We start from the raw sequence: 12559 nt of genomic DNA on the forward strand, positions 1-12559 counted from the left end.
GACGCTACACCAATGCCAATCTTACGTAGATCGGCTGGTACGGCTCGTCCTGGCTCACCTTGATCATGCCCTCCTTCACCAGCTCCAGCACGGCGATGAAGTTGACCACCAGGTGCGCCACGCCCTTGTGCAGGTCGAACAACTCCTCGAACGCCACGTAGTCGCGGCCGTCGAGGTAGCGCACGATCCAGCTCATCTGCTCGCGCACCGACAGTTCATCCTTTTCCACCTTGTGGTGGCGGTTGTGCTTGGCGCGCGACAGGATCGCCAGCCATGCCTGGCGCAGGTCCAGCGGGCTGACGTCCGGCAGCCGCTGCTCGGCGGATTGTTCCACCAGCACCGCCAGCCAGGCGAAGTCGCGGTCGGCCTGCGGCAGTTGGTCCAGTTCCAGCGCCGCCAGTTTCATCTGCTCGTACTCCAGCAGCCGGCGCACCAGCTCGGCACGCGGGTCGTCCGGGTCGTCGTCGCCGTCCACTGGCGGGCGCGGCAGCAGCAGCCGCGACTTGATCTCGATCAGCAGTGCCGCCATCAGCAGGTATTCTGCCGCCAGCTCCAGCCGCCCGCCGCGCATGGCGTCGATATAGCCCATGTACTGCGCGGTGACCTCGGCCATCGGGATGTTGAGCACGTCCAGGTTCTGCTTGCGGATCAGGTACAGCAGCAGGTCGAGCGGGCCTTCGAAGCTCTCCAGGATCACCTGCAGCGCATCCGGCGGGATGAACAGATCCTGCGGCACTTCCAGCACCGGCTGGCCGAACACGTGCGCGATCGGCACGCCGGCAGGCAGTTCGGGCGGGGTGAGCTGGAAGTCGGGATCGGTCATGGTTTCTCGATAAAAAAGGTTGGCCGCAGGGCATGCGGCCAACCTTGGTCACGGTGGCGGCGGGTTTAGTAGCCCAGTCCGATGGCGGCGCGCACGTCGTCCATGGTGGCACGCGCCACTTTCTCTGCCTTGGCGTTGCCGTCGGCCAGGATGTCCTGCACCAGCTTGGGGTTGGTCAGGTATTTCTCGGCACGTTCGAACATCGGTTGCTGTTCGCGCACCACGGCGTCGATCACCGGCTGCTTGCAGTCCAGGCAGCCGATGCCGGCGCTGGTACAGCCGGCCTTCACCCACTCCTTGGTCTCGCCGCTGCTGTACACCTCGTGCAGCTGCCATACCGGGCATTTTTCCGGGTTGCCGGCGTCGGTACGGCGCACGCGCGCCGGGTCGGTGGGCATGGCACGGATTTTCTTGGACACCGCCTCCGGCGCTTCGCGCATGGTGATGGTGTTGCCGTAGGACTTGGACATCTTGTGGCCGTCGAGGCCCGGCATCTTGGAGGCGGCGGTAAGCTTGGCCTCGCACTCCGGCAGGATGGTCTTGCCCTTGTTTTCCAGCCAGCCCATCAGCCGTTCGCGGTCGGCGGCGCCCAGGTTCTGGCTGGCGGCCAGGATTTCGTGCGCCTGCACCAGTGCCTCGGCGTGGCCATCCTGCAGGTAGGCGGTACGCAGCTGCTCGAACTGCTTGCCAGCCTTGCCGATCTTCTTCACCGCGGCTTTCGCCAGTTCCTCGAAGTTCGGCTCGCGGCCGAACATGTGGTTGAAGCGGCGTGCCACTTCGCGGGTCAGTTCGATGTGCGGTACCTGGTCTTCGCCTACCGGCACCAGGCCGGCCTTGTAGATCAGGATGTCGGCAGCCTGCAGCAGCGGGTAGCCGAGGAAGCCGTAGGTGGTGAGATCCTTGTGGCTGAGTTTTTCCAGCTGGTCCTTGTAGGTGGGCACGCGCTCCAGCCAGCCCAGCGGGGTGACCATCGACAGCGCCAGGTGCAGCTCGGCGTGCTGCGGCACCTTGGACTGTACGAAGATGGTGGATTTTTCCGGATCAACGCCGGAGGCCAGCCAGTCGATCACCATTTCGTTAATCGATTTGCCGATGATGGACACATCGTCGAAGTTGGTGGTCAGCGCGTGCCAGTCGGCCACCATGAAGAAGCATTCATGGCTGTGCTGCAGCTCGACCCAGTTCTTGATCACACCGTGGTAATGGCCAAGGTGCAGGCTGCCGGTGGGGCGCATGCCGGAGAGGATACGGTTGGCAAACATGGATGAGGTTCCGGTTGATGGGTGGTCTCAGAGCAGCTGCCCGAGCAGATTGAAAACGAAATTGGTAAACGGCCGCAGGATCGGCGACAGCAGGCCGGTGAACACCAGCGCCAGCAGAATCCACATGCCGTAGGGCTCCAGCTTGGAGAAGGTGTACGCCTGGCGCGGCGGCAACAGGCTTTCCACGATGCGGCCACCGTCCAGCGGCAGGATCGGCATCAGGTTGAGCACCATCAGCACCACGTTGATGCCGATGCCGGCCTGGCTCATCAGCGCCAGCGGCTCGCTGTAGCTGTTGTCCATCACGATGGCCAGCTTGAGCAGCAGCACCCAGGTGATGGCCATCAGCAGGTTGGCCGCAGGGCCAGCGGCGGCCACCAGGCGCATGCCGCTGCGCGGTTTGCGCAGGTTGCCAAAACGTACCGGCACCGGCTTGGCCCAGCCGAACAGGAAGCCGCCCAGCACAAGGCTCAGCAGCGGCAGCAGCACGGTGCCGACCGGGTCGATATGACGCAGCGGGTTCAGCGAGACGCGGCCCATGCGCTCGGCGGTGTCGTCGCCGCACAGCTTGGCCACGTAGCCGTGCGCCGCTTCGTGCAGGGTGATGGCAAACAGCACCGGCAGCGCATACACCGAGATTTTTTGAATCAGGTTGAGTTCGTCCAAGTGAATTTCCTTTTTACAGGCCGAGTATGGCCGGGTCGCCCTTGCCGCGGCGCAGCAGTTCCACGCCGTCGGTCATGTCGATCACGGTGGTGGGATCGGTGCCGCACCAGCCTCCATCGATCACCAAGTCCACCTGTTGTTCCAGCCGCTCGCGGATTTCATACGGGTCGGTGAGGGCTTCCTCGTCACCCGGCAGCAGCAGGGTGCAGGACAGGATCGGTTCGCCCAGCTCCGCCAGCAGCGCCAGCGCTACCGGGTTTTCCGGCACGCGCAGGCCGATGGTGGCGCGCTTGGGGTGCAGGGTGCGCTTGGGCACCTCGCGGCTGGCTTCCAGGATGAAGGTGAAGCTGCCGGGAGTGGCGGCCTTCAGCTGGCGGAACTGCGCATTATCCACCCGCGCATAGTTGGCCAGCGACGACAGATCGGCGCATACCAGCGTCAGGTGGTGCTTGAGGTCCAGCTGGCGAATGGCCAGCAGCCGTTCCATCGCCTTCTTGTCGCCCAGGTGGCAGCCCAGCGCGTAACAGGAGTCGGTGGGATACACCACCACGCCGCCGTCGCGGATGATCTTGGCCGCCTCGCGGATCAGCCGCAGCTGCGGGTTGTCCGGGTGAATCACAAAAAACTGTGCCATGGTCTAGGCTCCGCTGCTCGGGGCGGCCGCCGGCGGCAGAATGCGCGCGGCCAGCGGTTCCCAGATCGGTTTGCAGATCGGCGGTAGCGGCTCGGTGTAGCCGACATCACGGCCACCCTCGCCCGGAGCGTGAAAATCGCTGCCGGCGCTGGCGTACAGCTCGAACTTCTGCGCCACCAGCGCGAACTTGAGCATGTCGTCCAGGCTGTGGCTGCCGCTGGCCACTTCGATGCCCTCGCCGCCAGCCTCCTTGAATTCGGTTACCAGCCGCTCGATCAGGGTGCGGCCCATGTCGTAGCGCCCCGGGTGGGCGATCACCGCCATGCCGCCGGCGGCGCGGATCCACGCCACCGCATCCTGCAGGCTGGCCCAGCGGTGCGGCACATAGCCCGGCTTGCCCTTGGCCAGGTATTTGCGGAACACGCCCTTCACGTCCTTCACCACCCCGCTTTGCACCAGGAAACGGGCAAAGTGGGTGCGGCTGATCATCTCCGGGTTGGCCGCCAGTGGCATGGCGCCGTCAAACGCGCCGTGGATGCCGGCCTTTTCCAGCGCCGCCGACATCAGCCGCGCCCGCTCGATGCGGCCATCGCGAATCGACTTCAGCCCGGCCGCCAGGGTCGGATCATCCGGGTCGATGCCCAGGCCGACGATGTGCACGGTGTGGCTGTCGTTCCAGGTAACCGATACCTCTACCCCGGCCAGAAACGGCAGGCCACAGGCCGCGGCGGTGGCGGCGGCCTGGGCAATGCCGGCGGTGCCGTCATGGTCGGTCAGCGCCACCAGCGTGGCGCCGCGCTCGGCGGCGCGGCGGATCACTTCGTCCGGCGGCAGGCCGCCGTCGGAGGCGGTGGAATGAAAATGCAGATCAACAGTGGCCATGTCAGCCTTCCTGCCGCGCGTTACGCGCAGCCTCACGCAGTTGCCAGGCCGCCAGCTTGCGGCGGTAGTCCTGCACGGCAGCGTTGTAGGTGTCCCACACGCACGGGTCGCAGCCGCTGCCGCAACACATGTCGTCGGTCGGCGCTTCCGGTGCTTCCGGCATCGGATCGAAATCGTCGTCGCCGACCAGCAGCGGCTCGCTCACGCCGCCACCACGGTGATTTCGAAGCCGTCGCCGCTCACCACCTGGCCGGCGCGGATCTTGTTGGTCTTGCGCAGTTCCTGCTGTCCGTCCACCAACACATTGCCGTCGGCAATGAAATGTTTGGCCTGGCCGCCGGTGTCGCACACGCCGCAGGTTTTCAGCAGATCGCACAGCGGAATGTAGTCGCCTTGCAGTGCGTAATTTTCTTTAAGCATGGTTGTTCACATATTTTCCAGGCTGCGGCCAACGTTTTTCACATTGTCGTTTGACAGCCTTGTGAGCCGCTTGTGGACAAGACACACAAGCCGCTGATTCATCATGATTTTTCGCAGATGCTCAAAAAACAGGCAGTTTATTTTTACTTTCCACATCCGGGCTGGACAGCCTTGTGAGCCATCTGTGGACAAGTTGTCCAAGTACTTGAGACAGCAACACAATCAGCCCGTTGCACAAAAAACAGGCAATTGCGGCAATAAACCGCGCAATGCCGGCCACACTGCGGCCAACCTTTGCTGCCGGCTGCCAGCCAGCACGCGGTAATCCACAGCCGCGGCATCCAGCGCGGCGCGATACAGGCCGAACAGCCAGTCGCGCTGCTCCGGGTGGCTGCGCAGCGGGTCGTACTGCCAGGGAATATCCGCCGCCGCCAGCAGCGTCAGCGTGTAATCCTGCGGCCGGTTCAGCGCCAGCAGCGCCGGCTCCGCCACGCCAAAGGCTACCTCGGCCCAGATACGGCAGGTCAGCACCGTGCTGTCACACAGCAACACCTGCACCTGCACCTGCTCGGCCAGCGCGGCTTCCGCCGCCAGCTGGCCATGGGCAATGGCGAAGATATCCGCCGGCGTCGGCGCGTACGCGCGCGTGGCGTAGTAGTCGCGGGCGAACTCCGGCACCACGGCGACGGCCACGCCGCAGCGTTGCAGTGCCTGTGCCAGATCGGCCGCCAGGGTGCTTTTGCCGCAGGATTCCGGGCCGACGATGGCGATGCGCAGTGCTGACATAGCCGCACATTATAGCGCGCGCAGCCTGCACCACGGCGCTTGTCCACAATGGAATGCAAAACGCCCACATCCTGTGGGAGCAAGGATGTGGGCGCGTTGTGGAAAAGCGAGCTAAGTCGCTGATCTGCAAGGCAGGCAAAGCGGCTGCCCATTTTTTAGGCGGCCATCAACAGATTATCCCGCATCGTCTTGCATAGCACTGTGAGCGGCTTGTGGATAAGCGCGGCAAGTGGCTGACGCGGCAGGGCAAAACCGTTTATGCCTATTTTTTAATCAGTCGAGGGTAATCTCGCCCACCTGATCGCGGGCAAAGGCGGCGCGAATCTCGGCGCTGGACAGGCCCTGCGACAGCAGCAGCAGCAGCTTGGCTTGCGCTGCTTCCGGCGTCATGTCGCCGGCGCTGACCGCCCCGGCCTGTGCCAACGGCTGGCTGGCGGCATAGGCGCCCACTTCCACCGCGCCGCGTGGGCATTGCGTCAGGTTCACCACCACGCAGCCGGCGGCGCTTGCGGCACGGATGCCATCCAGCAGCGCCGGCTCTTCCGGGGTGTTGCCGTTGCCGTAGGAAAACAGCAGCGCGCCCTGCGGCGTATCGGCGGCCAACCAGCGGCCGAACGCCGCCGCCATGCCGCCCGGCAGCAGGAAGCCGCTGCGGATGTCCTGTTCCTGCGGCAGCACGGCGCGGAACTCGCCACTGCCACGCCGCCACTGGCTGCGCTGCCAGTGCGCCGCGATGCCAAACTGCGCCAGCGGCGCGGCATTGGGACTGTCGAAACCGGCAAAGCTGGTGGCATCCACCTTGCGCGCACGACAGCCGCGCAGCAGCACGTTGTCGAAGGCAATCGCCACTTCGTGCAGGTTCGGCTGGCAGGCCGCTTCGATCGCCACGCCGACATTGCTCCAGCCGTCGCTGCGCGGGTGCACCAGCGGCAGCTGCGAGCCGGTGACGATCACCGGCTTCTGCAGGTTTTGCAGTGCAAACGCCAGCACACTGGCGGTATAGGCCATGGTATCGGTGCCGTGGATCACCACGAAGCCGTCGTACTGCTGGTAGGTGGCGGCGATGTCGGCCACCAGCTGGCGCCAGTGGGCGATGGTGATGGCGGAGGAGTCGATCAGCTGCGGGTACTCCACCACGTCCCAGCTGACGCCATCGCGTGCCAGCCGCTCCAGCTGGCGCGGCAGGTAGCCGGATACCGGCGCCAACCCTTGCGGGGTGTAGTCCATACCGATGGTGCCACCGGTATACAGAATCAGCAGTTTGCTCATGCGTGCTCCAGAGTAAGGCCACAGACGCCACGAAACGGCAGCCAGCTACCGTTTCGTGGTGCGGGTGGCAAAACGGCAGTACCGTTGTCCGGCACTGCGAGGATGAAAGATGGCCGATACGGCAGCCGGCGGCTGCGGCCAACCTTGCGCCGCCACAGCATATGGCAGGCCGGGTGCCCGCCACGCCGCGCATCAACACATTGCCGGCAATATACAATATTTACCCCGCCGGTCCGTAGCGCCGCCAGGCGGCCACGTTGCACACACCAGCCGCCATGCGTATACTCGCGCTTCACCTGACGCGGGTGTAGCTCAATGGTAGAGCAGAAGCTTCCCAAGCTTACGACGAGGGTTCGATTCCCTTCACCCGCTCCACCCCGCCGTTCACGTCTATCCCGCCGCAAAAACACCGCACGCCGCCGCGCCGTTTTCCGTTGATCTTGCCGGCCACATCGTGCGCGGGTCAGACGCCAATCGACTTACACCGGGACGGGCACTGCACAATGAAATGGAATTCCGGCCGCCTGTGGCTGAAAGTGTCGGTATACACCCTGCTGCTGCTGGGCAGCCTGCTGGTGCTGGCACTGACGCTGTTCTTTCTGCGCTTTGACAGCCAGAGCGTGCGCACCAACCTGCAGCGCTCGCTGGCCGACACCCACCGCACCATTACCATCAACGGCTCGGTATCGCCGATGCTGTTCCCGTCGCCAGGCCTGGCGCTGGGCGATGTCAGCGTCAGCGAGCCCGGCGGGCGCGACGAATTTGCCCGCGTCGGCGAGATTCAGGCCCGGTTGGCCTGGCTGCCGCTGCTGTTCGGCGACCTGGAAATCACCCACCTGTCGCTGCGCGACAGCACCGTCAAGGTGGTGCGCAACAGCGACGGCACGCTCAACTTTACCGACCTGCTGCGCCGCCGCAAGCCCAGCCGCTTCAAGCTGAACCTCGACACCATGGCGCTGCGCGGCACCACCATCCTGCTGTCCGACCGCGTCAACGGCCGCAACAGCAAGCTGGAAGAAGGCAGCCTCGATGTCGAAGGCCTGCGCAGCGATGCCAGCCTATCATTCGGCGGCCGCCTGCTGGCCGGCAGCCAGGTCGTCAGCCTGGCCATGCAGGCGCCGTTCACCCGCCTGGACGATCAGGTCAATATCGAGCACCTGTCCGCGCTGGCGATCAGCAGCACCGACAAGCTGGGCGAGTTGCGGCTGAAGGCCGAGGGCAAACTCAAGCTCAACTTTGGCACCCTGCTGGCCAGCGGCGAAAACCTCAAGCTGACGCTGGACAGCTCGCTGCCCAAGAGCCACGCCGAGGCGCTGCTGCCGTCGGTCAATGCCAGCCTGTCCGAGCTGAGCACCCCGGCGGCCAGCATCAGCGGGCAGATGGACTACGCCCGCACCCAGTACCGCTTCAACGGTCAACTAGCCGAGCTGCGCCTGACCCGCGACGGCGCGTTTGCCAGCCAGCTGCAGAGCCAGCTGTCGTGGCTGGTGGGCACCCACTCGCTCAATATGACACTGCGGGCGCCGCTGAACCTGGCCGGCTACAACCTGCTGCGTCTGGAACCGCTGACGCTGACCGCCCAACTGAAGACCCCGGCATTGCCACGCGGCCAACTGCAGGCCGCGCTGAGCGGCGCACTGGATGGCGACCTCAATGACAGCCGTCTCAACCTGCGCGTGGCCGGCCAGCTGGATGGCGCCGCGCTGTCCGCCACCGCCACCCAGTATGGTTTCCTGTCGCCACGGCAGGAGGTCACCCTGTCGCTGGGCAAGCTGGACCTGAACCGCTACCTGCCGGAAAACCAGGCACAGCAAGCGGTGGCGCTATTCCAGAACGGCACGCCGTTCCGGCTGGACTGGATGGACTTCCTCGATCTGGACGGCAAGCTGGCCATCGGCGAGCTGGCAATGGGCCGCTTCCGCATCAAGGACATCGCTGCCGATGTGACTGCGCGGCCGGAAAGCCTGGCACTGGACAACCTCAGCGCCGCCATCTACGGCGGTGCGCTGAAAGGCTCGCTGCATCTGCTACGCGACAAGGAGCCGCGGCTGGAGCTGTCGCAGCAGCTGCTGGGCATGCAGATTCGGCCGCTGATGCAGGACTTGTTTGATGTTGGCCGCGTGGAAGGCGCCGGCAATGGCTGGGTACAGCTGACTGCCCACGGCAACTCGCTGGCGGCGCTGCGCAACACGCTGAACGGCAAGGTGGCAGTGCGACTGGAAAAAGGCGCCCTCAACGGCATTGACCTAGTCTCGGCGCTGCGCGATCTGCCGGGCGAACTGAAAGACTGGAACAGCAGCAGCATGCCGGCCAAGCCGGATCAGAAAACCACCTTCTCCGCCATGGCCGCCGCCTTCGAGCTGCAAAACGGCGTGGCGCGCAGCCAGGATCTGCAGCTGGCGTCGTCGCTGGTGAACGTCAGCGGCAGCGGCAAGGTGGATCTGGTGCAGAACATCGTCGACTACACGCTGAATGTGCGCGCCAACCCGAAAGCCTTTGCCCGCCTGGGCGGCGTCAACATTCCGCTGAAGATTACCGGCCCGCTGAACCAGCCGGTGTATGCGCTGGACTTCAACTCCATCGTCAAGGGCAAGAAAACCGAAGGCGAAAAGCAGCAGGCGCTGAAGCAGGAACTGAAGAAGCAGATCACCACCATCCTGCCGCAGCCCACACCACGCGAGCACGCCAAGTAAGGCACGGCGAGCAGCAAACAGAACGGCCAGGCTGTCAGCAGCCTGGCCGTTTCATTTTGCCGCCGCGGGCATCACATGCCCTGCAGCAACAGGCTTTCCGCCTGCATCAATGGCGCCGGCCGTCCCAGCAACACCAGCACATCGTCTTCTTCCAGCTCAAAATCCCGTGTCAGCTCGGTGTAGCGGGCGCTGCCGCGCCGCAGCGCCTTGATCTGCACCCCCAGCTCCGCCAGCGGCAAGTTACCCAGATGCATGCCGATGGCGCTGGCCCCCGGCAGCAGCTGCACGCTCAGCAGCCGTTCCAGCTGCGCGTCGTCGATGCCATCCACCTCGTCGGAAGCACCGCGGAAGAAGCCCTTGAACAGGTCGTAGCGCTGTTCGCGCACGGTGCGGATGCGGCGCAGTACGCGGTTGAGCGGCACGCCCAGCACCATCAGCGCATGCGAGGCCAGCATCAGGCTGCCTTCCATCACCTCGGACACCACCTCGTCGGCGCCGGCGGCACGCAGCTGCGCCATGTCGGAATCATCAATGGTGCGCACGATCACCGGCAAGTCGCGGCGCTGCTGGCGCACCACGTCGATAATGCGCTCGGAGGCATGCGTGTCGGCAAAGGTGATCACCACCGCCTTGGCGCGCATCACCCCGGCCGCCATCAGCACCTCGCGCTTGCCGGCATCGCCAAACACCACCGAGTCCCCGGCCTCGCCGGCCTCACGCACCCGCTCCGGGTCCAGATCCAATGCAAAGAACGGGATGTCCTCGCTTTCCAGCAACCGGGCCAGATACTGGCCGCTACGGCCGTAACCGCAGACGATGACGTGCTCGTTCTTCAGCATGCTCTGCACCAGGATCTGGTGCAGGTCCAGCGACTGCATGGTCCAGTCCTGCTTGATCAGGCGCTTGACGATCTTGTCGGCATTCTGGATCAGGAACGGTGCCAGCAGCATCGACAGCAGGATGCCGGCGATGGCCGCCTGCTCCATTACCGGCGGCAGCAGCTTGAGGTTGCCGGACAGCGACAGCAGCACGAAACCGAATTCGCCGCCCTGCGCCAGCGCCAGCGCGGCCTTGAAGGCGTCCTTGTTACGCTGGCCGAAGACGCGCGCCAGCAGCCAGACGATCAGCAGCTTCAGCGGAATCAGCAGGAACAGCATCAGCAGAATGCTGCCGGACTCGGCAAACAGCACGTTCACATCCAGCCGCATGCCCACGGTGATGAAGAAGAAACCCAGCAGGATGTCGCGGAACGGCTTGATGTCCTCTTCCACCTGGAAGCGGTACTCGGTTTCCGAGATCAGCATGCCGGCGACAAAGGCGCCCAGCGCCAGTGACAGGCCGGCCAGCTGGGTGATCAGCGCCACCCCCAGCGTCACCAGCAGCACATTGATCATGAACAGCTCGCCGGAACGCTGCCGCGCCACCAGGTGAAACCAGCGCCGCATCAGCTTCTGGCCAAACACCAGCAGCAGGCTGAGCACCAGCACCACCTTGAGCAGCGCCAGCCCCAGATCCAGCCAGATGCGGTCAGAGTTGGCCGCAAACGCCGGCAGCAGGATCAGCAGCGGCACCACGGCGATGTCCTGAAACAACAACACCCCCATCGCCAGCTGGCCATGCGCCTGCGGCAGCTCCAGCCGCTCGGACAACAGCTTGCTGACAATGGCGGTGGACGACATCACCAGCGCGGCGGCCACAGCAAAGCCGCTCAGCGCGCTGCTGTTCATGATGCCGATCACCCCGCCCACCAGCAGCATGGTCAGCAGCACCTGCGCCAGCCCGAGGCCAAACACCAGGTGGCGCATGGCCTTGAGCTTGGCCAGCGAGAACTCCAGGCCGATGGAAAACATCATGAACACGATGCCGATTTCGCCGAGGAACTCGGTTTCCGGCCCTTCCGGCACCAGATGCATCACACCGGGGCCCGCCAGAAAGCCCACCACCAGATAGCCCAGCATCGCGGGCACGCGCAATTTTCGGCAGGCGGTCACGGCCAGCACGGCCACCAGCAATACCATCACAACGGGAAACAAGGAATGCATCGTGTCGGGAAACTCCTGGCGCTTTGTCGCGCCCAAGCAAAAATTGCACCTGCGGGATTAGTGCCTGATTATAAGCTGATATAATTACTGGCTATGGATATTGCGCTCAAACAACAGCGTCTTGCGCTGGCACGCGAGGTGTTGCACACCGAAGCCGACGCCATCATCGCCCTGTCGGATCGACTAGGCGACGATTTTCTCGCCGCGGTAGAACTGGTACTGCAGTGCCAGGGTCGCGTGGTGGTCACCGGCATCGGCAAGTCCGGCCATATCGGCAACAAGATTGCCGCCACGCTGGCCAGCACCGGCACGCCCTCGTTCTTCATGCACCCGGCCGAAGCCGCGCATGGCGACCTGGGCATGATTACCGAACGCGACATCATGCTGGCGCTGTCGAACTCCGGCGAAAGCGCGGAAGTCATCGCCCTGCTGCCGGCGGTGAAGCGCAAGGGCATCCCCATCATCTCGCTGACCGGCCGCCCGCAGTCCACGCTGGCGCGCGAATCCAGCGTGCACCTGGATGCAGCGGTGGACAAAGAAGCCTGCACCCTGGGACTGGCGCCCACCACCAGCACCACCGCCGCGCTGGCGCTGGGCGATGCGTTGGCAGTCACCCTGCTGGATGCGCGCAACTTCAAACCGGAAGACTTCGCGCTGTCGCATCCGGGCGGCAGCCTGGGACGGCGCCTGCTGGTGCACATCAGCGACCTGATGCACAGCGGCGAGGCCCTGCCGCGCATCGTTAGCGGCAGCTCGTTGAAAGAGGCGCTGCTGGAAATGACGCGCAAGGGCCTGGGCATGACTGCGGTAGTGGATGGCGACGGCAACCTGCTCGGCATCTTCACCGATGGCGACTTGCGCCGCACGCTGGATCGCACCCTGGATCTGGCCGGCCTGCGCATCGACGACGTGATGACGCCCAAGCCACGCACCATTGCGGCCAACCTGCTGGCGGTGGAAGCGGTCAAGGAAATGGAACAACGCAAGATCAACGGCCTGCTGGTGGTAGACCAGCAGGGGCGCCTGGCAGGCGCACTCAACATGCACGACCTGCTCAAGGCAGGCGTGGTATAGGACTAGCC

Annotated in this window: 12 protein-coding genes and 1 tRNA gene; 3 read left to right on the forward strand and 10 right to left on the reverse strand. The window is 64.7% G+C overall.

Annotation, left to right across the window (positions count from 1 at the left end; genetic code table 11):
• Positions 1 to 4: 4 nt before the first annotated feature.
• The 9 genes from ABNW52_RS15340 to ABNW52_RS15380 form a co-directional block, all read right to left on the reverse strand.
• Positions 5 to 823, reverse strand: coding sequence for a segregation and condensation protein A (locus ABNW52_RS15340; protein ID WP_349589610.1), 819 nt, complete (start codon positions 821 to 823; stop codon positions 5 to 7).
• 65 nt (positions 824 to 888) lie between these two features.
• Positions 889 to 2085 (reverse strand): tryptophan--tRNA ligase, encoded by a 1197-nt coding sequence (locus ABNW52_RS15345; protein ID WP_349589613.1) that lies wholly within the window; start codon positions 2083 to 2085, stop codon positions 889 to 891.
• 27 nt (positions 2086 to 2112) lie between these two features.
• The gene (locus tag ABNW52_RS15350; protein WP_349589616.1) at positions 2113 to 2751 is read right to left on the reverse strand and encodes a site-2 protease family protein; all 639 of its coding nucleotides are present in this window, start codon (positions 2749 to 2751) and stop codon (positions 2113 to 2115) included.
• A gap of 13 nt (positions 2752 to 2764) precedes the next feature.
• On the reverse strand, positions 2765 to 3385 hold the full coding sequence (locus tag ABNW52_RS15355; RefSeq protein WP_349589618.1) for an L-threonylcarbamoyladenylate synthase: 621 nt from the start codon (positions 3383 to 3385) through the stop codon (positions 2765 to 2767).
• A 3-nt stretch (positions 3386 to 3388) separates the two neighbouring features.
• Complete coding sequence (locus tag ABNW52_RS15360) at positions 3389 to 4267, reverse strand: 3',5'-nucleoside bisphosphate phosphatase (protein ID WP_349589621.1); 879 nt, start codon at positions 4265 to 4267, stop codon at positions 3389 to 3391.
• Position 4268: 1 nt separating this feature from the next.
• Positions 4269 to 4472, reverse strand: a complete 204-nt coding sequence (locus ABNW52_RS15365) for an oxidoreductase-like domain-containing protein (protein ID WP_349589624.1) — start codon at positions 4470 to 4472, stop codon at positions 4269 to 4271.
• A complete protein-coding gene (locus ABNW52_RS15370) occupies positions 4469 to 4687 on the reverse strand; it encodes an RNA-binding S4 domain-containing protein (RefSeq protein ID WP_349589626.1) in 219 nt (72 codons plus the stop codon). The genes ABNW52_RS15365 and ABNW52_RS15370 overlap by 4 nt, the downstream gene beginning before the upstream one ends.
• Positions 4688 to 4909: 222 nt before the next feature.
• Positions 4910 to 5473, reverse strand: coding sequence for an ATP-binding protein (locus ABNW52_RS15375; RefSeq protein WP_349589628.1), 564 nt, complete (start codon positions 5471 to 5473; stop codon positions 4910 to 4912).
• Between the two features lie 273 nt (positions 5474 to 5746).
• The gene (locus tag ABNW52_RS15380; RefSeq protein WP_349589630.1) at positions 5747 to 6742 is read right to left on the reverse strand and encodes an asparaginase; all 996 of its coding nucleotides are present in this window, start codon (positions 6740 to 6742) and stop codon (positions 5747 to 5749) included.
• 301 nt (positions 6743 to 7043) lie between these two features.
• Here ABNW52_RS15380 and ABNW52_RS15385 point away from each other — a divergent pair.
• Positions 7044 to 7117, forward strand: a tRNA-Gly gene (locus tag ABNW52_RS15385).
• A 128-nt stretch (positions 7118 to 7245) separates the two neighbouring features.
• The gene (locus ABNW52_RS15390; RefSeq protein WP_349589632.1) at positions 7246 to 9435 is read left to right on the forward strand and encodes an AsmA family protein; all 2190 of its coding nucleotides are present in this window, start codon (positions 7246 to 7248) and stop codon (positions 9433 to 9435) included.
• Between the two features lie 71 nt (positions 9436 to 9506).
• Here ABNW52_RS15390 and ABNW52_RS15395 read toward each other — a convergent pair whose 3' ends face one another.
• Entirely contained in the window at positions 9507 to 11477 is a 1971-nt protein-coding gene (locus ABNW52_RS15395; RefSeq protein ID WP_349589634.1) for a monovalent cation:proton antiporter family protein, read from the reverse strand.
• A 99-nt stretch (positions 11478 to 11576) separates the two neighbouring features.
• Between ABNW52_RS15395 and ABNW52_RS15400 the strand changes: the two genes are divergently transcribed.
• Positions 11577 to 12551 (forward strand): KpsF/GutQ family sugar-phosphate isomerase, encoded by a 975-nt coding sequence (locus tag ABNW52_RS15400; protein WP_386108241.1) that lies wholly within the window; start codon positions 11577 to 11579, stop codon positions 12549 to 12551.
• Positions 12552 to 12559 lie beyond the last annotated feature (8 nt).

Origin of the sequence: Vogesella oryzagri, from assembly GCF_040148885.1 — a bacterium.
GTDB classification, from domain to species: domain Bacteria; phylum Pseudomonadota; class Gammaproteobacteria; order Burkholderiales; family Chromobacteriaceae; genus Vogesella; species Vogesella oryzagri.

Coding starts and splice junctions, on each gene's coding strand:
- ABNW52_RS15340 (WP_349589610.1), bottom strand. CDS start 823: ATGACCGATCCCGACTTCCAGCTCACCCCGCCCGAACTGCCTGCCGGC.
- ABNW52_RS15345 (WP_349589613.1), bottom strand. CDS start 2,085: ATGTTTGCCAACCGTATCCTCTCCGGCATGCGCCCCACCGGCAGCCTG.
- ABNW52_RS15355 (WP_349589618.1), bottom strand. CDS start 3,385: ATGGCACAGTTTTTTGTGATTCACCCGGACAACCCGCAGCTGCGGCTG.
- ABNW52_RS15360 (WP_349589621.1), bottom strand. CDS start 4,267: ATGGCCACTGTTGATCTGCATTTTCATTCCACCGCCTCCGACGGCGGC.
- ABNW52_RS15370 (WP_349589626.1), bottom strand. CDS start 4,687: ATGCTTAAAGAAAATTACGCACTGCAAGGCGACTACATTCCGCTGTGC.
- ABNW52_RS15375 (WP_349589628.1), bottom strand. CDS start 5,473: ATGTCAGCACTGCGCATCGCCATCGTCGGCCCGGAATCCTGCGGCAAA.
- ABNW52_RS15380 (WP_349589630.1), bottom strand. CDS start 6,742: ATGAGCAAACTGCTGATTCTGTATACCGGTGGCACCATCGGTATGGAC.
- ABNW52_RS15390 (WP_349589632.1), top strand. CDS start 7,246: ATGAAATGGAATTCCGGCCGCCTGTGGCTGAAAGTGTCGGTATACACC.
- ABNW52_RS15395 (WP_349589634.1), bottom strand. CDS start 11,477: ATGCATTCCTTGTTTCCCGTTGTGATGGTATTGCTGGTGGCCGTGCTG.